General features: G+C 43.7%; 16 protein-coding genes. 8 read left to right on the forward strand and 8 right to left on the reverse strand.

What is annotated here, in order from left to right; translation table 11 throughout:
• Window positions 1-64: 64 nt before the first annotated feature.
• Both GZH31_RS16075 and GZH31_RS16080 read left to right on the forward strand, forming a co-directional pair.
• Complete coding sequence (locus GZH31_RS16075; protein WP_180311245.1) at window positions 65-3,487, forward strand: LamG-like jellyroll fold domain-containing protein; 3,423 nt, start codon at window positions 65-67, stop codon at window positions 3,485-3,487.
• A gap of 69 nt (window positions 3,488-3,556) precedes the next feature.
• Window positions 3,557-3,889 carry a carboxylesterase family protein gene (locus tag GZH31_RS16080; protein WP_230236567.1) on the forward strand — a complete coding sequence of 111 codons (333 nt, stop codon included), beginning with the start codon at window positions 3,557-3,559 and terminating at the stop codon, window positions 3,887-3,889.
• A gap of 13 nt (window positions 3,890-3,902) precedes the next feature.
• Here GZH31_RS16080 and GZH31_RS16085 read toward each other — a convergent pair whose 3' ends face one another.
• From GZH31_RS16085 to GZH31_RS16115, 7 genes are all read right to left on the reverse strand, one after another.
• Window positions 3,903-4,583: a hypothetical protein gene (locus tag GZH31_RS16085; RefSeq protein ID WP_036973621.1), complete on the reverse strand. Its 681-nt coding sequence runs from the start codon at window positions 4,581-4,583 to the stop codon at window positions 3,903-3,905.
• A gap of 141 nt (window positions 4,584-4,724) precedes the next feature.
• Window positions 4,725-6,674 carry an RICIN domain-containing protein gene (locus tag GZH31_RS16090; RefSeq protein ID WP_230236565.1) on the reverse strand — a complete coding sequence of 650 codons (1,950 nt, stop codon included), beginning with the start codon at window positions 6,672-6,674 and terminating at the stop codon, window positions 4,725-4,727.
• Window positions 6,675-6,686: 12 nt separating this feature from the next.
• A complete protein-coding gene (locus GZH31_RS16095) occupies window positions 6,687-7,754 on the reverse strand; it encodes an aldose epimerase family protein (RefSeq protein WP_230236563.1) in 1,068 nt (355 codons plus the stop codon).
• Between the two features lie 215 nt (window positions 7,755-7,969).
• Window positions 7,970-8,554, reverse strand: a complete 585-nt coding sequence (locus GZH31_RS16100; protein ID WP_036973623.1) for an HAD family phosphatase — start codon at window positions 8,552-8,554, stop codon at window positions 7,970-7,972.
• A gap of 131 nt (window positions 8,555-8,685) precedes the next feature.
• Entirely contained in the window at window positions 8,686-10,185 is a 1,500-nt protein-coding gene (gene araA, locus GZH31_RS16105; RefSeq protein WP_074989529.1) for an L-arabinose isomerase, read from the reverse strand.
• Between the two features lie 23 nt (window positions 10,186-10,208).
• The gene (locus GZH31_RS16110) at window positions 10,209-10,904 is read right to left on the reverse strand and encodes an L-ribulose-5-phosphate 4-epimerase (RefSeq protein ID WP_036973625.1); all 696 of its coding nucleotides are present in this window, start codon (window positions 10,902-10,904) and stop codon (window positions 10,209-10,211) included.
• The gene (locus GZH31_RS16115; protein WP_036973626.1) at window positions 10,901-12,553 is read right to left on the reverse strand and encodes a ribulokinase; all 1,653 of its coding nucleotides are present in this window, start codon (window positions 12,551-12,553) and stop codon (window positions 10,901-10,903) included. The genes GZH31_RS16110 and GZH31_RS16115 overlap by 4 nt, the downstream gene beginning before the upstream one ends.
• Window positions 12,554-12,784: 231 nt before the next feature.
• Between GZH31_RS16115 and tal the strand changes: the two genes are divergently transcribed.
• A complete protein-coding gene (tal, locus tag GZH31_RS16120; protein WP_180311247.1) occupies window positions 12,785-13,738 on the forward strand; it encodes a transaldolase in 954 nt (317 codons plus the stop codon).
• Window positions 13,739-13,861: 123 nt separating this feature from the next.
• Here tal and tkt read toward each other — a convergent pair whose 3' ends face one another.
• A complete protein-coding gene (tkt, locus tag GZH31_RS16125; RefSeq protein WP_180311248.1) occupies window positions 13,862-15,862 on the reverse strand; it encodes a transketolase in 2,001 nt (666 codons plus the stop codon).
• A gap of 346 nt (window positions 15,863-16,208) precedes the next feature.
• On the opposite strand from tkt, the gene GZH31_RS16130 reads away from it, so the two are divergent.
• The 5 genes from GZH31_RS16130 to GZH31_RS16150 all read left to right on the forward strand — a co-directional run bounded on the left by GZH31_RS16130 (window position 16,209) and on the right by GZH31_RS16150 (window position 24,501).
• Window positions 16,209-17,096, forward strand: coding sequence for a MipA/OmpV family protein (locus GZH31_RS16130; protein WP_036973629.1), 888 nt, complete (start codon window positions 16,209-16,211; stop codon window positions 17,094-17,096).
• A 3-nt stretch (window positions 17,097-17,099) separates the two neighbouring features.
• A complete protein-coding gene (locus tag GZH31_RS16135) occupies window positions 17,100-17,483 on the forward strand; it encodes a DUF3019 domain-containing protein (RefSeq protein WP_118844767.1) in 384 nt (127 codons plus the stop codon).
• On the forward strand, window positions 17,483-18,196 hold the full coding sequence (locus tag GZH31_RS16140; protein ID WP_036973631.1) for a response regulator transcription factor: 714 nt from the start codon (window positions 17,483-17,485) through the stop codon (window positions 18,194-18,196). Before GZH31_RS16135 ends, GZH31_RS16140 begins: the two co-directional genes overlap by 1 nt.
• 6 nt (window positions 18,197-18,202) lie before the next feature.
• Window positions 18,203-19,396: an ATP-binding protein gene (locus GZH31_RS16145; protein ID WP_036973632.1), complete on the forward strand. Its 1,194-nt coding sequence runs from the start codon at window positions 18,203-18,205 to the stop codon at window positions 19,394-19,396.
• 161 nt (window positions 19,397-19,557) lie between these two features.
• Window positions 19,558-24,501 (forward strand): S8 family serine peptidase, encoded by a 4,944-nt coding sequence (locus tag GZH31_RS16150; RefSeq protein ID WP_180311249.1) that lies wholly within the window; start codon window positions 19,558-19,560, stop codon window positions 24,499-24,501.
• The last annotated feature ends 18 nt before the right edge of the window (window positions 24,502-24,519 follow it).

Below are 24,519 nucleotides of genomic sequence, written 5' to 3' on the forward strand. Positions count from 1 at the left end.
CGCGGCAATTTTATTGACAACAATCGAATAAAAAATGAATCCCAGTTTCAAGAGGACACATAAAATGAAATTAAATAAATTAGCCATGGTCATAGCCTGCTCTTTGGCTGTGACAGGTTGTGGCAAAGAAGAGGGTACTAAGCTTAACTCGTCTCTTGCAGTTACCGAACCCCAAAGCGCAAAACCGACTGTAAGCAGCAGTGTTGAATACACTGAATCAGGAAGCGTAATGGTTACTAATGTCAGTGTACATGACCCTTCTGTCGTTAAAGTTGACGACACTTATTATATTTTTGGTTCACACCTTGCTGCCGCTAAATCAACTGATCTCTTGAACTGGGAAATGATTTCTAGCCTTTCAGCTAACGCAGCCGTTAATGAAAGCCCCCTATTTGATTACAACTACACAGGTGAAATTGCCGAGGGTATTGAATGGACAGATGGCTTTACTGGCAACTGGGCTGCTGATGTTATTAAAGCCCCAAATGGCAAGTTTTGGTTTTACTATAACCACTGTGCACAAGATAACCCAGATACACCGGATGTTGTTGATGAAGTGTGTTGGAACCGCTCTTACCTTGGTTTAGCTGAAGCTGATAACATTGAAGGCCCCTATAAAAATAAAGGCATTTTCTTACGCAGTGGCTACCGCAATGAGGCGGAATTTACAGCCTACCCACTCGATAACGGCCAAACAACATGGAATGGCGCCGTTGATCCAAACGCCATTGACCCTGCAGCATTCTATGATGCAAACGGCAAGCTTTGGATGGTTTACGGCTCTTACTCCGGCGGTATTTTCGTTTTAGCAATGGACGAAGAGACCGGAATGCCAGAAGCCGGTCAAGGATACGGTAAAAAACTAGTCGGTGGTGACTTCCGTGCGATAGAAGGCGCCTTTGCAATGTATAGCCCAGAGAGCGAGTACTATTACCTGTTCTTCTCAGTTGCTGGATTTGACTTAAACGGAGGCTATAACATTCGTGTTGCTCGCTCAAAAACACCTGATGGTCCATACCTAGATAACGCGGGTAATGACATTGCAGCAATAGGGGGCCTAGAAATTGGTGAAAAACTAATGGGCGGCTTTGAGTACACCCAAGAACTTGGCGAAACAGCACCTGCTTGGGGCTATCAATCACCGGGGCATAACTCGGCTTACTACGATGAAGCAACAGGTCGTCATTTATTAGTAACACACACCCGTTTTCCACAAACATCAACTGAGTTCCCTAACAATACTGAAGCACACCAAGTTCGTGTGCATGAAATGTTTATTAACTCATTAGGTTGGCCGATGGCTTCACCACAACGCTATGTACCGCTTGAGGGCGACAACAAGGTAATTGCTGATGAGCTTTACGGTTACTACAAATTTATCAATCACGGCACTGATGTAAACACTGATGCTATTCGTTCAATGCATATTGCATTAAACCAAGATCACTCAGTAACAGGTGATGATCCCGGTATCTGGTACATGATTGATGACTCTAATATCAAACTAGAGCTTGATTCTGGTACTTACTTCGGCGTGGCTAAATGGCAATGGGATGACGCCGCCAAAGCGATGGCCGTCACTGTATCGGCAACATCAAGCGAAGGCGCTACCATTTGGGCAAGTAAACGTGATGAAATTACGGATACTGCAAACGTGCTGGGCACTGTTCAAGAAGCACTTGATATAAAAACTGAATTATCAATTGCAGACGAAGGCTATTCATTACCAACTAAAGGTAAAGATGGTGCAGCGATTAACTGGCAAAGTAGTGATGAATACTACATCACCAGCGACGGGTCTGTGTTTATCCCTACGCCAGACCGTGGTGATAAATCCGTTACTTTAACGGCTAATATCTCTTTAAATGGCGAGAGCACAACCAAGACATTTAATGTAAACCTTGAAGCGCGTCCAGAATTTAAAAATGCGATTGCACACTACAAATTCGAAGAATCACTAAGCGATGGTTTAGGCAATCTAGGTGATGCAGGGGTGACAGACAACAACCTATTAAATGTGGGTGCAGGCACAGCCGCTTTCGCTGAAGGTCAAACAGGCAAAGCGTTTAACTTTGACGGTTCAACGGGTGTTCGTTTACCTGATGACTTAGTGACAAGCGATGAGTACACAATCTCATATTGGTTTAAACCGACTGTGTTGACCGACTTCACGCCAACATTTTTTGCTGCATCATCAGATGCGCGTTGGATGAGCTTGATTCCGGGTAGCACGCACTTTACAACAACACCAATGCTGTGGAGCCGTTACCTTGCTGAAGATGGCACAGAAATGTGGAACCAAATCATTTCTGGTTCTCCTGCGGTAATGGACTGGAATCACATTGCAATTACGTATGCTAACGGGACTGCTACGCTTTATCGAGATGGTATCCGAGCAGGGTCAATGCCACGTCCGGATTTCTTCAGCACGCAAACAGGCAATTTTGCTCTCGGTGTTAACTACGGGTGGGATTTACCTTTCCAAGGTCAAATTGACGAATTTATCGTGTATGACTACGCCTTAAACAGCTTAGACATCAATGGTGCAGCAATCAACAACCTAACAGATCCGACTAAGTTCGAAAGTTTCATCACTGATGCGCTTGATTTAGGTGATGTATCTGCAGTACGTGAAAGCTTCGAGTTACCACGTGTCGGTCCATTTGTGTCAGGTATTAGCTGGACGTCAAACAACGAAGAGTATTTAAAACCAGTTAACGGCACGGCTGTTGTGACTCAACCAAGTGCCTCTGCTGGCGACCAAGTTGTAACATTAACTGCAACCATTAAGTACAAAGACTTTACTGATACTAAGTCATTCGATGTAACCTTAAAATCACTTGCACCAGCTGAATACAGCTTCGAAGGTGACCTAAGTGCATTAAACGGTGCGTATGCAGCGGGTAAACCAACGGGTGGTTTCATTAACAACACTGGTGGTAACGTAACTTTTGTTGACGGTATCATTGGTCAAGCCGTATTCCTTGACGGTTCAGGTGTTCGCTTACCAGATAACCTTATTACAACCAATGATTACTCTGTATCTATGTGGTTAAAACCAGAAAGCTTCACCGATTACACAACCGCATTCTTTGCAGGTGCAAATGCAGACGCTTGGTTGAGTTATGTGCCTTCGATGGCTGGCTCTAGTCTAACTCGTTTGTGGGCAAATAATGGCGCATTCTTTGATAATGCAGAGCTAGATAGCCGCATCCCTCTCAAAGAGTGGACACATGTTGCCTTCACGGTTGATGGCACCAACGGCGATACGATAAAAATGTACGTCAATGGTGAACTTCAGCTAGAAGCGGGCGGTTTCCCTCGCGTGTTCACTGTACCTGGTGAAACCAATGAATTTGCCTTGGGTGTTAACTACTGGGATACCCCTTATAACGGGGCTATTGATGAACTGAAAATTTTCAACGGTGCGATTAGTGCTGAAGAAATAAAAGCACTCTTTGACGCAGCTTCTGCACAAGAAGAGTAATAAGTAAGGTGAGCTGTCTCACCTTCCTTATTCGTTGTCGTAAAAAGCCAGACTCTGTCTGGCTTTTTTATGCACACATGGAGCTGGGCAAAGTTACAAACACAATATGGTAATGCGCCTGTATACCTGTACTACTTCGATCATCACCCTGCCCGAAAGAGTGGTGCAAAAGATGAAGATCACGGCTCTGCTCACGGTCATGAAATTGCGTACGTGTTTAAAAACTTGAATAAGTCAGATCCCAATGTCACACCAAACGACTTAAAAATGTCAGAGGTTATGGCAACGTATTGGACTAACTTCGCTAAAAACGGGAATCCCAATCATGACGCACTACCAAACTGGCCAGCTTTTGATGATGAAAAGCCGAGTACCATGTACTTCCAACAACAGCCAAAGTAACTCGTGAGCAGTTTTACTCACTTTTCCAAAACTGCCACCACTTTTTGTTACTCGCGGTATCTGTTTTACTCAACGCTGAGCTTGCTGTTTCATGGGGATACCTTATACGATAAGACGGATCACTAAAGGCAGGGTTCAGTGCCGTTGAGTTATTCATTCGATCATAGTCATCTAAGTGGGGATTAGAATAAAACTCTTCGACTGGATACGGTAAATAAGCCTCGTCATACCCTGAATATTCAAAAATAAAACGTTTCGCTTTTTCATTTCTAAGAAATGCATTCCGAAACAAATGCCATTCAGCATCATCAATATTCATATAAAAATATTCACTCGCATCCAGAATGAGATACTCGTACTCTAGCTCATCAAAAAGCGCGATTGTCTTATCTAAATACCCTATCGCTATTTCAGGCTCTTGAAATAATTCAGTAAAAAACCGATGTGAGTTTTCTATATTTTCTTTCGCTTTTTTGACCGTCGTACACGGTAAAGAGATCGTATCGTAGTGTAAATTACCCTCTCCATCCATGTATTCAATTTTAGACTCGATGAAATCATCTTCATTGAAAAACATTAACCAGACTATTGGTATTTGATAACCTGCTTCAGCTAACTCAATGTACTGACCACCTTCACTTTGCAGCTGATGCACACTTGAAATTGGTTTACTTGAATTAATTAAATAAGACATTTACAACTCCTACTCCCTGAGAAAGCAACCAGCGCATTCCCTTAAACTGTATAATTATACCTTCACGTTATATTAACAGGAACAAAAAAAGCCACTCATAAATGAAGTGGCTTTGGTTTGAGTCGATTCTTTACTTATGACTTAATGTGGTTCACGCAGGTGGAACACTTGGCACTTGTTACCTAAATCGGGTTGTTGTGCAAAGTTAGTGTTTTCAGCCAAGCCACAGTTACTTAAGCCTAATGCTTGTTTTGTGTAACGGTTGATAAGCATGATGCCACCGCCTTCAACTGGGGCAATGCGCCACTGTGCTGTTTTCGCGGCACACGAAGCCATTTCTACATTGGCACCCGGCACGAGTGCATTATCGGCTACTGCAGCACAGAACTCGCTGTCAGCGCTTTGTTTAAGGCTTACATAACCCGTATCTGTTGGTGTGAAGAACCATTGCTGTGCGTCTTTGTGCGTATAAGCGTGTTGCTCAACATTAGTACCAGCTTTAACTGTACCAGCTACGCTCAACGCTTTACCACTTTGTTGGCTTAATACCACAACACTGCCCATAGGGCGTAATTGCCAGTCGCCACACGCTGTTGTGTCGCTTTGCTGTAAAACCGCTTGATTTTGCGCAGCCGAACACCCTGCAACCGCTAAAGGTTTGCCTGTGTAACGGTTAGTAATAGACACATTACCGTCTGTGCTTGGTGCTACTTTCCATTGCTGGCAGAAGTTATTGCGCCATGCCGCAGATTGTACTTTAGCGTTGTCAGCCTCGTTACAGCTTTCAAGTTCTAAGAACTTGCTGTCTTCGCGGTTGGCTAAACGTACAAAACCGTCTGTTGTTGCATCAATAACCCACTGACCATTGGTGCTTGCACACTGGCGCTGCACTGCGCGCGCATCTTGTGGGTCTGCAGCGATGTCTAAACATAGGCCACTTGTGGCATTCACTAATTGGTAGCGTTGACCTTGTACACGTGTTACCAGCGGGCCATATTCACCTGATGGTGGGGCGACTTCAACACCCGGCGTTAATGGTTTACCAAAGTTTGGTGTTCCATCGTTGTTCCAAGTGAATTTTTGCGCACGTAAAGAACGCGTTGCGCTACAACCGTGCTCTACTGAATCATTACCATGGTAAACCAGCCAATCTTCAGTGCCATCTGGCGACGTGAAGAAACCATTATGACCTGGGCCAAATACGTCTTCTGTGCGCTCAAATACCGGCTTGTCGTATTTTTTCCAGCTGCTGGCTTTAAGTGGATCATCACCTACAAGCTCAAGCATACCCAGCTTGTAGTCAGGGGTATTACAGAAGCTTGCTGAGTACGTCATAAACGTACGCCCATTGTGCTGTATAATTTCAGCGCCTTCCGTTACTTTACGACCACTAATTTCCCAGTCTAGCTCAGGACGCGTGATCACCGTATGTGGAGAGTTCTTTTTCAGTGTCCATGGGTTTTCCATTTCAGCAATAATGTTTAACTGTTGATCGCCCTGCCACTGTGAGTAAATCACATACAGTTTATCGTTGTATGTTAGGTAGTTACCGTCGATATTCCATACGTTTGGCATTAATGCCCCTTTGTATTCGTATGGACCCATAGGGTCATCACCGGCACTTTCTAAAACATTTAAGTGTTGGTTATCTAGCGTGCCATCGGTACCGGCTGTGTACATCATGTACCAACGATAGCCATTTGGCCCTTTTAGGCGATGGAATTCAAACGCCCAGAAGTTACAACAACGTTCAGGGTTTGAATCAGACCACACATTGACAGGTGTTGCATCTGCAAGACCAGCAAGTGTGGGCGATTTTCGCATCACTAATTCAGAAGTCCATGTTGTTGTGGTTAAGTAATAGTTACCATCCCAATACTCAAGCCATGGATCGGCGCCATTAGGAAACAGCGGATTGGTAAATATGCCATTATCTTGAATGGGCGCTTTTTCTGTGGCTGCTACATCAGTTTTTTTAGCTGTGTTGTCTTCAGCCGTTGTCTGACAGCCAGTCAGCGCGCCAAACGACAAGGCAAATAGGCTGGCTAAACCGGCCTTTTGCATTGCGCTTTTAAGCTTTGTTGTTTTCACGTTTGTGTTCCTTTATTTTGTACCAAATTCGTACACGATGCGTGTTGAGTACACGTCACCCGGTAATAATGTTGTGCTTGGGAACGTTGGCTGATTGGGTGCATCTGGGAAGTGTTGTGGCTCTAAACAAAAACCACTTCTGAAGTTATGCACTAAGCCAGACGCTTGCTTGCTACTACCGTCTAAGAAGTTACCTGAATAAAACTGTACGGCAGGCTCTTCGGTGTAAACGGTTAATGTACGACCTGAGTTTGCTTCGTAAACCGTTGCCGCTTCAATAAGCTCTTTGCTTGGTGTGTCTTTTAGTACAAAGTTATGGTCGTAGCCTTTACCAAGCTGAAGCTGTTCATTGCTTACTTTTATATCTTGACCAATTGCTTTAGCAGTACGGAAGTCAAACGGTGTGCCTGCTACATCCATTAACTCTCCCGTTGGGATTAAGCCACCATCTACAGGCGTAATCGCTTTGGCGTTAATTTGCATTTGGTGATCAAGAATGTCGCCTTTACCCGCTAAGTTAAAGTAGCTGTGCTGCGTCATATTGATAATGGTAGGCTTGTTCGTTGTAGCAATAAACTGCATGTCTAGCGTGTTGTTATTGGTTAACGTGTAAGTCACTTCAGTGGTTACTTCACCTGGGTATCCTTGGTCACCATCGGGGCTAACAAGGCTTAGGGTCACGCCTGCACTGTTTTGCGTAGTGAACGGTGTCATGTTCCATACTTTTTTGTCGAAACCTTGCACACCCCCGTGTAAATGATTGTCGCCGTCGTTAGTGGCAAGCTGATATTCGGTGCCATTTAACGTGAATTTACCGTTCGCAATACGGTTACCAAAACGACCAATAATAGCGCCAAAGTAAGTCGTTGCTTTTGTGTAAGCGTCTAGGTTATCTAAACCCAGTACAATATTACCCATTTCGCCTTTTGCATCTGGCGTTTCAATGCGCGTGATAATACCGCCGTAGTTGATTACATCAACACTAATGCCATTGCTGTTAGTGAGTGTTACTTGATTTACAGGGGTTTGATCTGCAAGCACGCCGTAAGCCGTCATAGATGCTGAAGGGGAAGTTGTCATATTGTCTCCTTGATGAGCACACGCTGGTGTAAGGGCAATCCCACATGTCACCAACAATGCATAAAGCCCGCGCGACTTTTTCGTGTTCGAACCGGCTGTTTGATGAGTTGTTTTTAAACCTTGGAAAACACATTGCAATGACATATGAATAACCTTTTTTTAATTGTATTTATAGTTTTATAATACAAATAAGGGGATCATTGCAAATTTAATCGCTAAAATTGGATTTTGCCGTCTTTTACCATAATGCAGTCCATGCCCGCACTTTTTGCTGCTTGATAGCCAATTTGCGTATCTTCAAACACCACGCATTTACTGGGTTCAACACCTAATTGCTCAGCCACTTTTAAAAACGTTTCTGGGTCTGGCTTACCTTTACTCACATCACTTGCGGTAACTAAGGCGCCTATTTTATTAATTAAATTAGTATCTGTTAGGTGATCAATTGCATGCTCGCGGTCAGCCCCTGTACCCACTCCCATTGGCAGTACGCCATGGTATTTCTCAAGTACAGCGACGGTTTCGTCAATTACCAACGGATGGTGCTGTAAATCAACCCAAAATTGGTGCTTGTCTTTAGCAACAACGAGAGGGTCGTGATCTAAACCAAATTTTTCATTGAGCATTTCAATGGTTTTAACGGTCGGTATGCCACCCAAGCTATACATGTAGTCGTAATCGAACGGATAACCATACGCTTCACAGGCTTTCTGCCATGCTTGCAAATGACTGCCCATTGAGTCAATTAAGGTGCCGTCCATATCAAAAATAATGCCTTGGTAGGCGCTTAAGTCGATCATATCTACTCCTAAAAAGTGTTACTTCACAATAGCATAAGCCAGCGAGGAGCGAGGCTCATCACTGGCTTAATCGACAACAAAATTTGACTGAACATACTAAAAGCATGCCCTAGTACTTTATGTACTCGTTTTTACAGGCCACGTTTTAGCATGTAATAAGCTGCGTTATGACGAAGCTCTGTTTTGAAACCACGAATTGTCGTATCGTTATCGATGATCATCGTTTCAACGCCTGCCATTTCAGCAAAATCAACGATCATATCAGTTGTGACTGCTTGGCTGTATGCAGTGTGGTGTGCGCCACCTGCGTGGATCCATGCAGCAGATGCAACAGATAGATTTGGTTTTGGTTCCCACAGTGCTGAAGCCACTGGTAAGTGAGGTAAATCAGCTGGCGGAGCCACTGTATCTACTTCGTTGATTAGAATGCGGAAACGGTTACCCATATCAATTGGTGATACGTTAATTGCAGCGCCTGGCTTTGCAGTAAACAATAAACGGCCTACATCACACTTCACACCGATCGTGTGTTGGTGAACTTCTAAGCGTGGTTTTTGTGCTGCAATTGAAGGACATACTTCTAACATGTGCGCGCCAAGTACTTGGTCAGTCTCACCCATGTTGTAAGTGTAATCTTCCATGAATGAACAACCGCCTTCACGGCCTTCACCCATTACTTTCATGATGCGAACCATCGCAGCTGTTTTCCAGTCACCCTCACCACCGTAGCCATAGCCTTTCGACATTAGGCGCTGTGTAGCAAGACCCGGAAGACCCGAAAGACCTGATAAGTCTTCAAAACAGTTTGTGAATGCTTTAAAGCCGCCTTTCTCTAAGAAACGCTCCATACCAAGCTCTAAACGTGCTTCGTTGCGCAGCATTTTCACGGCGTAATCGTCTTGTAGAGTTTCGTCAGCAATCACATAGTCTTGCTTATAAAGTGCTAACTGTGCATCGATTTCGTCTTCAGTGATTGTATCAACCACTTTTACAAGCTCAGCGACACCAAACGCGTGTACTTCATAACCAAAGGTGATTTGTGCTGAAACTTTGTTACCTTCCGTTACCGCTACTTGACGCATGTTGTCGCCAAAACGCGCTACTTTAAGTGTTTGGCTTTCTGCCCAGCCTTTCGCCGCACGACACCAGTCATCTAACTGCTTTTGTACGTCAGCACGTTGCCAGTGACCCGCAACCACTTTGCGCTCTTTACGCATTACTGTACCGATGAAACCGAACTCACGGTCACCGTGTGCACTTTGGTGCGTATTCATGTAGTTCATGTTGATGTCAGACCAAGGAAGGGCTGCATTGAACTGAGTATGAAGGTGTAACCAAGGCTTACGTAATTCGCTTAGGCCAGCAATCCACATTTTCGCAGGTGAGAAAGTGTGCATCCATAATACTAAACCAACACAGTTAGGATCGGTATTTGCCGCTTGGCAAACAGCGTGAATTTCTTCAGGTGACTTAACGGTAGGCTTACATACCAAGTTTACTGGTAGGTTCGCTTCGCTGTTTAAGCCCGCTACAATTGCTTCGCTGTCTTTGGCGACCGTTTCTAACACCTTAGGACCATAAAGATGTTGTGAGCCGGTAACAAACCAGACTTCTTTCGTCATCGTCGTCATGTTAATAATCCTCTAAATTCTTGCTATTTGCTCTGACCGTAATACGCGTTTTTACCGTGCTTACGTAGATAATGTTTATCCATCACTGCTTTTTTAAGTTCAGCTGCGTGTGGATCTAAAGTGCGTGTTAAATACGCCATGCGAGCAATCTCTTCGAGTAGCGCGGCATGGTATACAGACTGAGCGGCATCTTTACCCCACGTGAAAGGCGCATGACCCGCAACAATCACCATAGGTGCAGCTTTCGGATCGCGGTCTTTATACGCATCAGTAATTTGAATACCGGTTTCTAATTCATAATCGCCATTCACTTGCTCATCAGTTAGTTCACGCGTACAGGTGATGTCACCGTGTACATAGTCAGCGTGAGTTGTGCCAAGGCAAGGAATGCTTTGTTTTGCTTGTGCCCATGCAGTTGCATAGGTCGAATGCGTGTGTGTTACACCGCCAATCTCATCGAAGTGGCGATATAAATGAACATGTGTTTTGGTGTCAGAAGACGGACGCATAGCACCTTCAACAATGGTGTTTTCAAGGTCGACGATCACCATGTCGTCGGCTTTCATTTGGTCGTACGATACACCACTTGGTTTAATCGCAATCACGCCTTTGTCGCGGTCGATTTGCGATACGTTACCAAAGGTATAAATTACTAAGCCACGACGTTGAAGCTCCATATTCGCTTCATAAACTTCACGTTTTAGTTCAGTAAAACTCATGCTTTGTCTCCGTTTACATAGCTTGCAAGTGCTTGGTAGTTGGCATAAAGCGCGTCATACACCGCTACACGCTCAGGGTTTGGTAAGTACTGATGACAGACTGATGACGCCATCACTTTTTGCGCATCAGCCACTGTTGCGTGCTCACCCGCAGCAACCGCAGCCATAATTGCCGCACCCAATGCACAACTTTGCTCACTCTCTAAAACGTCGATTGGACAGTTCCAAACATCAGCACAGGTTTGCATTACGTAGTCTGATTTTTTAGAAATACCGCCGATAACAACCACTGACTCAATTGGCACGCCTTCACTTTGAAAACGCTCAGTGATAGCACGTGCGCCAAACGCCGTTGCTTCAACAAGTGCTTTAAAGAATTTAGGTGCATCGGTGCCCATTTTTAAGCCCGTTAATGCCATTGCAACGCTTTGATCAGCATCTGGCGTACGACGACCATTTACCCAATCAAGCGCAGTTACGTCGCTGCTTGTTACAGGGAGTGCTGCTGCCGCGTTTGATAAATCAACTAAGATTGAGTCTTCTAGCTTGTTAACTAACGCCTGCTCAGCGTCAGATAGATTTGTAAGTTGGCGAGTTGGCCAAAGTACTAGATTTTTAAACCATGCGTATAAGTCACCAAAAGCAGACTGACCAGCTTCTAAGCCAATTAATCCAGGGATCACTGAGCCATCAACTTGACCACAAATACCTTTAACGCAGGTATCACCTAGTTGCTCTTTAGACGTTACCGTGATGTCACAGGTTGAGGTACCCATTACCTTAGTTAGAACGCCTGGGCGAACATTGGCAGCTACTGCCCCCATGTGACAGTCAAATGCACCGTAACCAATCACAATGCCTTGTGGTAAACCTAGCTTCTCGGCCCACTCAGCGGTTAAGTTGCCAGCAACTTGGTCGCTTGGCTCTGTGGTTGCATTTAAAGTATCAACAACACCATCTAATAGTGGATCGATACTTGTAAAGAAACTGTTTGGTGGGAAACCGCCCCACTGCTCGTTCCACATTTGTTTGTGGCCCGTTGCACAACGCCCTAGCTTTAATGCTTCAGGGTGAGTTGTGCCGCACATGAGCGCGGTCATCCAATCGCAGTGTTCAACCCATGAATAAGTGGCTGCTTTAACACTGCTATCAACGCGGAAAATATGTAATGCTTTAGCCCAGTACCACTCAGAAGAGTAAATACCGCCCATGTGTGAAAGGTAGTTCACATCGTTGTTAGTTGCAGCTTGAGTGATTTCATTTGCTTCTTTAATAGACGTATGGTCTTTCCACAAAATGAACATTGCATTTGGGTTTTCTGCAAACTCTTCAGTTAATGCCAGTGGTGTACCTTGGCTATTAATAGCCACAGGCGTTGAGCCTGTCGTATCAAAGCTCATACCCACTACTTTGTCTGCGGTACCTGCTGGAACATGCGACCAAAGACCATTCACTACTTCAACAAGGCTATCAATGTAGTCTTGTGGATGCTGACGAAACTGATCTTTACTTGGGTCACAATATAAACCTTGTGCCCAGCGCGGGTAGTTCACTAAATGGCTGGCTAGTTCTTCACCAGTTGCAACATCAACGAGTAATGCTCTTACCGAGTCTGACCCGTAGTCTAATCCCAACGTATAACGAGACATAATTACCTTTCACTAATTGCTTACTAACATTGTTAGTCATTATCTTTATTTGTATGATAATATCAACAATACCAGATTGTAAAGGTATTATAAAAATATTATTAACAGGATTATTTGCTGCTGGCGGGCGATTTATTGCGCAGTTTTTCTGGAAGATTAGATTGTTTTTTCAGCACAAATAACAGGTTAAAGCCACTAAATTAACTTTTGTATGATAAGAATGGGATAATTATGTCTAACCAACTAGAACAACTTAAAGCAATGACAACCGTTGTTGCTGACACGGGTGATTTTGAAGCAATCAACGAATACAAACCGCAAGATGCAACAACGAACCCATCACTCATCTTAAATGCGATTCAAATTGAGAAATACCGTCCACTTGCTGCAGAAGCCGTTTCATGGGCTAAAGCACAAAGTAACGATACAAATGAAGTAATAAGCAAAGCAGCTGATAAACTAGCAGTATTAATTGGCTCTAAATTAATGGAGCAAGTACCGGGTTTAGTGTCAACTGAAGTTGATGCGCGTTTATCATTTGATACCCAAGCAACCGTTGATAAAGCTCTTGAGCTTGTTGCTCTTTATAAAGAGCAAGGTATCGACACATCGCGCGTGTTAATCAAAATTGCTTCTACATGGGAAGGTATTCAAGCCGCTAAAGTACTTGAAGCACAAGGCATCCGTTGTAACCTAACACTGGTGTTTGCATTTGCTCAAGCGCGTGCTTGTGCCGAAGTAGGCGCATACCTAATCTCTCCATTCGTAGGGCGTATTCTTGATTGGTATAAAGCACAAGATGCAAGCGCAGATTTCGACGGTGCAAACGATCCGGGCGTTAAGTCAGTGACTCACATCTATAACTATTTCAAAAAACATGGTTTTGAAACAATCGTTATGGGTGCAAGCTTCCGTAACATTGGTGAAATTCAAGAACTAGCAGGCTGTGACCGCTTAACTATCAGCCCTAAACTTCTTGCAGAACTTGCAGCAACGCAAGCGCCGTTGACACAAAAGCTACAACCTGCGACTGAAAAAGCAGACGCGCCAGCAGCGATGACAGAGCAGGCATTCCGCTGGGAAATGAATGAAGATGCAATGGCCACTGAAAAGCTAAGCCAAGGTATTCGCCAGTTCGCCATTGACCAAGAGAAACTAGAGTCAATCTTAAGCGAATTAGTTTAAACCTGATTGTTTACGCAGAAAAAAGCCCGCAAACTAAGGTTTGCGGGCTTTTTTGTGCCTGCCTTATAATCGTGAAGGCAGGCTTATCGTGTTGCGATTACGATAAATTTTTAGCTAACAACATTATTCAGCAAGTAATGCGTTTGCTTTAGCGACGAGGTTAGCAACCGTGAAACCAAAGTGCTCTAGCAATACAGCACCTGGCGCTGATTCACCAAATGTATCCATACCGAGTACGTCACCATCTTGGCCAACATACTTGAACCAGAAGTCACGGTGCGCAGCTTCAACTGCAATTTTTGGAGTACCTGCTGGTAGTACGCTTTGACGGTATGCTTTGTCTTGGCTATCAAACTGATTAGTCGACGGCATAGATACCACGCGAACTTGCTTGCCTTGTGCTGTCAGTTCAGCGGCAGCATTAACCGCCAGTTCAACCTCTGAACCTGTTGCAATTAGGATAAGTTCAGCTGTTTGTTCGCTATCAACAAGTACGTAACCACCTTTAGCGATATCGGCTACTTGCTGCTCATCGCGCGCCATCGCTTTCGTGCCTTGGCGGCTGAAAATGAGTGAGCTTGGGCCTGTTTCTTTTAATAACGCTTGACGCCAAGCAACCGCTGTTTCTGTTTCATCACACGGACGCCACGCAGTCATATTCGGGGTCATACGTAGGTTTGCAATTTGCTCGATTGGTTGGTGAGTTGGACCATCTTCACCTTGACCAATTGAATCATGAGTATACACAAAGATGCTTTGTGCTTTCATTAATGCAGCCATACGCACAGCATTTCGCGCGTATTCCATAAACATTAAGAAAGTCGCACCGAATGGGATAAAGCCACCGTGTAGTGCAATACCATTCATGATAGCGCTCATACCAAATTCACGTACACCGTAAAAAACATAGTTACCATCAGCGGCATCTTGTAAGCCTTTAGCGTCTGGCCACAATGTTAAGTTTGAACCGGCAAGGTCAGCAGAGCCACCCATTAGTTCAGGAAGCTGCTTTGCGAAGAAAGTAATTGCGTTTTGTGAAGCTTTACGCGTTGCAATGTTTTGCATGTCAGCTTGGCATTTAGCAATGTACTCATCAGCTAATTCTGCGAAGTTAGCAGGGAGTGTTTTTTCAAGTACGCGACGAGTATATTCTTTAGCTATTTCAGGGTGTGCTTTGCTATAGGCAGCAAACGTTTGTTGCCATGCACTTTCGAACTCTTGACCTTTCGCTTGAGTATTCCACTCGTTGTACACGTCTTGCGGTACTTCGAATGCAGGGTGTGGCCAGTTTAATTGCTCACGTACCGCAGCGATTTCATCGTGACCAAGTGGCGCACCATGACAGTCGTGGCTACCCGATTTGTTTGGCGAACCAAAACCAATCACGGTTTTACAGCAAATCAGTGTAGGTTGCGTGGTATTGCTTTGCGCCGCCTCGATTGCGCCCGCAATTGCATTCATATCGTGACCATCAACATCACGAATAACCTGCCAGCCATACGACTCAAAACGCGCAGGTGTATCATCAGTGAACCAACCTTCTACTTCACCATCGATCGAGATACCGTTGTCATCCCAAAATGCAATGAGTTTTCCAAGGCCTAACGTACCTGCCAACGAACATGCTTCGTGCGAGATACCTTCCATTAGACAGCCGTCACCCATAAAGCAGTATGTAAAGTGATCAACAATATCAAAGTTCGGTTTATTGAATTGTGCCGCTAAAGTTTTTTCAGCGATAGCCATACCGACTGCGTTAGCAATCCCCGAACCTAATGGGCCTGTTGTTGTTTCAACACCCGGTGTGTAACCGTATTCAGGGTGACCCGGTGTTTTAGAATGAAGCTGACGGAATTGCTTAATATCTTCGATGCTAACGTCGTAGCCGCTTAGATGTAACAATGCATATTGCAACATTGAGCCATGCCCATTTGATAACACAAAACGGTCACGGTTAGACCAGTCTGGGTTTAATGGGTTATGACGATGAAAGTTTTGCCACAATACTGCGGCAATATCAGCCATCCCCATGGGCGCACCTGGGTGACCTGAGTTAGCTTGTTGAACAGCATCGACAGCAAGTATGCGAATAGCATTTGCAGATTGAGAACTAGGCAGAGTCATCTTATTAGCTTCCTGTTAATATTATAATATAATTAATATCGCAAAAACTCAGTCAAATAGCAACTTAATAAAGTGTCATGTCAGTAATGACGTGCCCCTAACGCGGTTTTAAAGTGTTAAATGAGCGTGAATATGCACCGTTTAATACTTTGTAATACTCTGTTTATGTTGCTCACGCTTTTTTTAGCGACCTCAGCATCACAAACACATTAATTATTAATTCATGCGCTTACATTATTTAGTTTACAAAAACCAACCAATGCTACAATTTGGTACATTATTTCATTGTTCAAGTTAACAAGAACACCTTAGTGTTAACACGTTTTTTCGCTGAGGTTTTTTATTTGTGATAGTTAACAGTGGTTGCTCTATTGGGCTTCGCATTATTTTACTCTTAAGCACGCTTTACTTGTCTCCTCAGGCTCACAGTACCGCGCCTGCCTATTTAGCAGATGAAGGATTGAGCCTTGGCATTAGCTTAGGGTATGGGCAGCTCGATAATCCGGTTTATAATAAAGGGGATATTCCACTTTATGTGCTGCCGCGCGTAGAACTGTTTGTCGGTGATTTCTCGTTCGCAAATACGCAACTAACCTGGACACCGATAACACGTGAAAACTATCAACTCTCGGTGTTCACTCAACTAAACGAAGACGGGCTTTACTTTGCTAAGCATTCCGCTGCACTCGCAGCAATAAGGACTATAAGTGGCCGCCCTCCAATGGGGTCAATTCCACCGGCAATGGGTGACATGCCGCCCACGACCCAAAAAAGACGCGGCGATATAGGCAGTATTAGTAACCGTAAACTCTCTTTTATGACTGGCGCAGAAGCGCTATACGATTGGCAAAACTGGCGCTTTAGCGTGAGTTGGGCAATGGAGCTAACCAACTATCATAAGGGTTTACAAGGCGCACTTTCTGCACAGCGCTTATATAAAATTGATCAGCATCTACTTTTATTGGGTATCGAAGTACAGCATTTAAACAGAGGGTTAGTTGATTACTATTATGGCACTAGCCAACAAGACGTGCAGGTGGGGTTTAGCCGCTTTGAAGGTCGCTCAAGTCAAAAGTATGGCCTTAAGGCCAGCTACCAATACCACTTTAGTCAGCAATGGCAATTTATTAGTGATGTAAAGTACCAGCGCTTATCTTCGGGCATCGCCGACAGTCCACTCATAAACGATAGCAACTTGCTTTCTTTTTATGCTGGCATTGCATGGAATTACTAAACAATGCTGCGAACTAACTCATTTTTACTCATGATGCTTATCCTCAGCTTCACCCTTAGTAAACTTGCCTTTGCTGAGTCGAGTCATATTGAAGTAACACCCAGTAACTGTGTAACTATTGAACAAGATTGTGTGATGAATATTAAGGTAGATTGGTTCACAGAGGCCACCAGCACGGTGTGCATTCGTGTTACTGATCAGCAAGTCAGGCTATTTTGTCAAAAGCCAAAACAAGGGCACAACTTCCTTATCGCTGTACGAAACAATCGAAATATTGTTCTAGAGCTATTAACCGAGCAACTTATCCCGTTAGAAAGCACTGAAATAAACGTTTTTTATCAAAATATTAAAAAACGTCGCCGTGATATCGCATGGAGTATTTTTTAATGACCAAGCATAATAAAATTTTATATATTGAAGATGACCTAAAACTGGCTCAATTAGTCGTAAATTACCTGATGAGTAATGGGTATGAGGTTGATCATTTTGATAATGGCTGCCATGCGTGCTACCAAGCAAGTATGAAGAAGTTCGACTTGATTTTACTCGATATCGGCCTTGGTAACGAAGATGGTTTTGACGTATTCAAAGAGCTAAAGCGCTATCAAGACAGTCCGATTATTTTTATGACTGCCAGACAAAGTCAGGTTGATCATATAACAGGGCTAGAATTAGGAGCCGATGACTACCTTACCAAGCCTGTATCACCGTCTATTTTATTAGCAAAAATTAACAACACGATTCGCCGCACTCAACAGGTTAAGCCTCAAAGTACTGTACACAACGCCCATAACATACGGTTTGGCTCACTGAGTATAAATACCATTCAGCGCGAAGCTTATTTGCATAGCCAACCTCTTGAATTAACCAGTGCAGAGTTTGAATTACTAATACAGTTAGCCAAGGCTCCAGGGCAACTTATCAGTCGCGATCAGCTTTTTGATAGTGCAATTGGTCGTAAATATGATGGTCAAAGCCGCACAATTGATGGCCGTATAAGTCGGCTCCGAAAAAAGCTCGGAGACGAATCTGTGCCACCCCAAAAAATAGTCACCGTGTGGGGCAAAGGGTATATTTTTTCACCTCAAGCTTGGAGCTAACTTGCCTTGTTTAGGCTGTATTTTTACCTCTATTTAACCCTCGCTGTTTGCCTAAGTAGCGCAGCGTGGGTACTAGAGACTTATTTTCCTTCTCCTCCCGCTCACTCGTTAGAACAGCAACTCGCACACCACCTGCTAAGTGTAGAAAGCCAAGTCGATAATGCGTTAATAAAAAAATCGCCCCTTGCCAGTTTCTACTTAGGCGATGCTTTAAAACAACCCCTGTTACGAGGCGAAGTGATCAGTGTTAATGACCCTGAAGGGAATGTGTATTTTCATCGACTTGCTGTCGATGGTGACACCATTTTAAGCGCTGGCCCTTACGTACAAACAGAAGAAACAGCATCACAATCCCTCGTGAGTCTGGTTTTTTATAGTAGTGTTGCATTAGCGGTGGTTATTTTTACCGGCCCATTACTGATTGATTTAAGTAAACTACGTAGAGCAAGTAGCAAAATTTCAAATGCTGATTTTAGCCCGCAAGTTCAATTTAGCCGCTTTAGTTTATTAAAAAGCATAGGCGATACCTTTGATAATATGGCACAGGCACTTTATAACCGAAACCAAAGTCAGCGCGAACTTATCAACGCCGTTTCACATGACTTTTTAACCCCGATTTCACGCGCTAAGTTTGCCCTCGAAGCCGTTGACGATAACAACCATTATCGCCACAGTATTTTGCAAGACATTATTGAGTTAGAGCTATTAGTTGAAGAGTTTTTAACTTATGCAGAGCTTGAACAGTGTGAGCCACGCATATTAATTAAAGACTACAGCCCTGATGAATTACTCCAGCCCTGTATTGCTAAGTTTATGAGTTATTGTCAGCTTGATATTCGTATTGATTGCCAACTAGAAAAAATAAGTGTTGATAAGCAAAGCTTTCAGCGCTTACTGCAAAACTTACTTGGTAACGCTGTGCGGTTTGCTAAACAACATATTGAGATCACCTTAAAACACACTAAAAAAGGCACGTTACTCATCATCGAAGATGACGGGCCAGGTATACCAGAAGCGATGCGCGCAACCTTAATGCAGCCTTTTTCTAAAACGGCCTCTGTGCATCAACGTGGCTATAAGGGAGTCGGCTTAGGCTTGTCAATCGTGAAGCAACTCTGTATTTGGAATAACGCACAGTTTAGTTTAGACAATAGCAGCCAGCTCACTGGCGCCAAGGCAAGTATTCATTTTTTGCGTTGATACCCCCTCCCCGAAAATGTACCAAGATGTATCAGTGTGTGCCATTTATTTACATTATATTGATGTTAGATACACAACTGAACACTATCCCTAGTGATTAAAATCGTTCGCAACAAATAGCGAGCTCATAATTAAAAAATCCTTCTAGGGAACTAAAGCACATGTTCAATATGAAAAAAGTATCAGTGATGGTCGCTTCTGCACTGTATATCAGTGCTGGCACTTCACATGCTGCACTGAATCAAGCACAAGAATGGGCTGAACAACCCGCTGATTATGCGCCAAAACCAATGGTTTCTGCTGAAACTAATTGGGATGGTAAAATCAACCAAACGGTGAAGAAACAAAGCCGCATTTTCACGCCAGAAAAAGACATCACTGGTGTTCAAACTTATATTGTTCAATTAATTGATGCACCTATTTCAGCTTATGATGGCAGCCTAAAAGGCCTAGCAAGTACACGTGAAACAGTGGCGACAGCTAGACAAACAACCGCAAAGCCACTTGATTTAAATAAACCTGAAATTGCAAGCTACTCAAATCACCTCGCTAGCAAGCGTCAAAATGTTGTGAACTCTGCACTGACACTTCAAGGTCTGCAATTAAAAGTAGATCGTGAATTTAGCGTCACTTTAAACGGCTTCACAACCCGAATGACCCAAGAAGAAGCTGCGCGTTTAGCAAAAGTGCCTGGCATTAAGCACATCGCACGCTCTAAGATATACCCACTAACTACGTTTAACACGATTGAGCAAACAGGTGCAAAAGCACTGTGGAGCAACAGTCAAAGTGGCCTAACAAGTAACAAAGGTGAAGGCGTTGTTGTCGGTATTATCGACACGGGTATTAATACTGATCACCCATCATTTGCTGCCGTAGGCGATGATGGCTATACACACACCAATCCACTGGGTGATACTTACTTAGGTGATTGTGCTAAAGCTGAATTCGCAGATCGCTGTAACGATAAGCTCATTGGTGTGTATTCATACCCAGAAATCACAGTAGCGTATTCTGATCCTGTATTTGAAGAATCGCGTCCAGCGTATGGTGAAGATTATAACTCTCATGGTTCTCACGTTGCAGGCACCGCAGCGGGTAACGTACTTTATGATATTACTTATAAAGAACCTGGTTACGGTAGCCAAAACTCAGGCACTGAAACGAACCTTATCTTCCCGCAAGTGTCAGGTATGGCACCGCATGCAAATATCATTTCTTACCAAGTTTGTTGGCCTGGCGCTGCTGGCGACCCATATGCGGGCTGTCCAGGTAGTGCAATTATTGCCGCTATCGAGCAATCAGCTATTGATAACGTTGATGTACTCAATGCCTCACTCGGTGGTTTTGAGGAAGATCCTTGGGTTGAACCTATTGAGCAAGCATTTTTCAATGCGGCAAACTCAGGTGTATTCGTTGCTGTTGCAGCCGGTAACAGTGGCCCTTACTTACAATCAGCTGATCACTCATCTCCTTGGGTAACAACGGTTGCTGCGCATACTCCATCTTCGCAAGTTGTGTTTAGCGATAAAACTCTTGAGAACTTATCAGGTGGCGACACTGACGCACCAACAGATATGATTGCTGCAGGCATTACCTTTGACGAGCTAACGGGTTTAATTGTTTCTGCGTCTGATTACCCTAACCCAAATGAGCCAGTGTCACGCTACCAAACAGACTGTGATCAGCCTTATCCAGCGGGCACCTTTGACTTTACCGATGACCCTAACACGCCGGATATCGACGAAAGCCAAGAAGACGTTATTGTTGTGTGTAAGCGAAGCAATAAACCGCTTTACGCAAAAGCAAATAACGTATTAGCCGGTGGCGCTGAGGGTGTCATTATTTACAACCTATCGTCATACCAAGACCGTAGCCCAGCACCTCAACTGCCTTACCCTGCGCCTACAGCACATGTAACCAATGCAGAAGGTGTTAAACTACTTAATTGGTTAAGCACAGGCTCAGGTCATAAAGGAACCATTACAGCAAACTCAGCTAGCACCGAAGAAGTAGATGAAGAGCGCATTGCGTACTTCTCAAGTCGCGGTCCATCATACTTTGGTTTTGATACCTTGTTAGTTGATGTTGCTGCACCGGGTGTTGATGTGTTCGCAGCGAGTTCAGACGACCAACCGTTTTCTAAAAACCCATCATCAACAGACTGGCAAACGATGTCGGGTACATCAATGGCAAGTCCGCACGTTGCTGGTGCTGCCGCATTGCTTAAACAGTCTCATCCTGAATGGTCTTTAATGGAGATTCAATCAGCGCTGATGTTAACGGCAAGCAACAACCTTAAAAATGCACAATACCTTGATAACTATAAAGATGAAGGCTTTGATTCATCTTTACAAGATATGGGTGCGGGTCGTATGCATGTTGACCTTGCTGATAAAGCCGGTTTAGTGATGCATGAAAGCATCGAAAATATGAAAGCGGCAAATCCTAATTTAGGCGGCCGCTTAAAAGCACTTAACACGGCTTACATGGTTGATAATAACTGTGGCCTAGAATGTAGCTTTATGCGTACAGTGACAGCAACAGAAGATGCAACGTGGAGCGTATCAGCTGAAGAGTGGATTGGTAACAGCACAATTACTGTAACGCCGAGTGAGTTTTCACTAAAAGCCGGTGAAACACAAAACATTGTTGTTGAAGTGAAAATGAACCAAGTTGCTCAAGCAATTGATAATATTGAGGTATCAGGAAACCAAGGTCAAATAAAATTGGTTTCGAGCAACCCTAATTCACCCGTTCTAGAAATGCCAGTATGGACATTTAACGGTGATACAGGATTACCGAGCTTTATTAAAGTAGATGCGCATCGTCGTTCTTCAACAATTAATGTAGGTCCTTTCAACACCGATGAAGTGAGTGATTTCACATCGCGCTCTTTTGGGTTAGTGGAAGGCCAACAAAACACCGTAAAATTATTCACAGACACCACCAGCGGCGACCCATTTGATTTAGTCGACGTCGATGGTGAAATTGTTAACCCTAACCATATCGAGTGGACTACCGTACCACAAGACGCAAAAATGCTAAGCGCAAGCCCAGTAGGCGAAGCCTCTCGCGTGCTTATGTTTATGGGTAAAGACAGTAATAACGATGGTTTAGCAAGCATGGATGAAACTATCTGTATGTCTACCAGCTTTACTGTTACCAACTTCTGTAACATTGTTGACCCAGAAGCAGGTGAATATTTCACCGTTTACATGAGCTTAGCAAATGTTCCTTCGGGTGAAGAAGACCAAGGCCGAGATATCACTTTTGCAACAGCAGTGGTTCAAGAAGGTCAAAGCAACCTAACAGTCAGTGCTCCAGAGAAAATTGTAGGTTACAAAGACTACGAGCTAACACTGTCGTACAACTTACCTGACATGGAAGTAGGCGATATATATTTTGGTGGTTTTGACTTAGGTAGCAACCCTGAAGACGCTGGTAACCTTGGTTTTGTTCCTGTCATTATCAATCAAATTGATAAAGACATGCGCTTTACAGCAAATAAAGAACAAGCGACTGTGGGTGAATTAGTTGATTTCAAAATTGAAGTAATCGCAAATAATGAACAAGCGGCTCGTAATTTCACAATTGATACTGCTTTCCCAGAAGGCATCGAAATTATTGAAGACAGCATTGTTGCGACAGCATCAACTCCAGCAACACCTGAACTGGTAGACAACGTATTATCACTTCAAGGTACGCAAGAGACGACCAAAGATGTGGCTCGTAACTATAAAATTACCACGAATCTAACAGATGAAATGTGTTCTCTTGGAGCAGCTAAATCTCCGTACCCTAACTATTTAGACTTGCGTACACTTGGCTGGCGTACACTTGAAGGAGTTCAAGGCCAATACTGGAACGAGTTTGAGTATTCATTTAAAGAGTTAATGGCAACAGATCTCGATGTTTCTTTCCCATTCTTTAATAAATACCATTTTGATTCAATCAAACTTAACCCAGCTGGTTTAGTGACGTTTGGCTCTAACGGCCGCACAACGCCATTCCATGTAGAACTTCCATCAGGCGGCGGTTTCCCACCACCACCTCCGTATCTTATTGCGCCTTTCTGGGTTGGTGATAACACAATTCCTGAGCGTGTAGATGGCACTTATGGTAACTATGACGCTAACGCGGGTATTACACCAACTTATACTCAAGCACGTGATTGGCTTGTCCTTGAGTGGGATAATATCCAACGCTCTCAAGTAGAAGGGCAATCAGTTGACGTTGAATTGTTCATGCGTATGAATATTGCTTATGAGCCAGGCGAATATGAAATGATGTTTGCTTATGACAACGTTAACCTCGCTGATAACCAAGGTTCTATTGGTTTCAAAGCTGCTGACGGTCGTATTATTGTTAATGGTGATATGCCTGTAGATCTTAATATTGGTGATGGTTTTGCATACGACAATCTTGATGAAGTTGTTCATGATGAGCTTGTCGTATGTATGGATTATGTAGGCCCTGAAGTGTCTAAGTTTGACGTTCAGTTCCAAGCGTATATTGGCGAAGCAGCTGCAGCACAAATGCATACGCTGACGGTTAATAACGGCTTAGAAGGCGCTGATGACGAAGTGTTAACCTTAGAGCTTAACGTACTGGGTAATATTTCATTATCTGACTTCCCTGATATGCAAGTTGAAGAAAACAACTCTATTAGCTTCGATGTACTTTACGCGGATGAAAACAACGTAAGTAACGTGATTGAAGTGATGGGTGAAAACTTTACTTCTGAAGTTTCAGGTCACACATCAGGTAGCACAGTAACAATCACACCTACAGAGCACTTTAATGGTGAAATTGATGTCATGGTAAAAGTAAGCGACAGAGTAAACTCTGCAGATGCTGCAATGAGCTCATTCTCATTAATGGTTATGTCAGATGGTATTGAGTTGGGTTGTACTGACAGCGCAGCAACAAATTATGATGAAAATGCAAATACTGACAATGGTAGTTGTACTTTCCCTGAGGCCGTTATCCCAGACCCTGAAGTGGAAGAAAGCAAAAAATCATCAAGTGGCTCATTTGGCTGGTTATTACTAGCGTTTGCACCACTTCTGACGCTTCGTCGTAAGAAATCTCAAATTAACTAAGGATAAGTTAATTAGGAT

It is taken from the genome of Pseudoalteromonas sp. JSTW, assembly GCF_013423925.1.
Taxonomy (GTDB): Bacteria; Pseudomonadota; Gammaproteobacteria; order Enterobacterales; family Alteromonadaceae; genus Pseudoalteromonas; species Pseudoalteromonas lipolytica.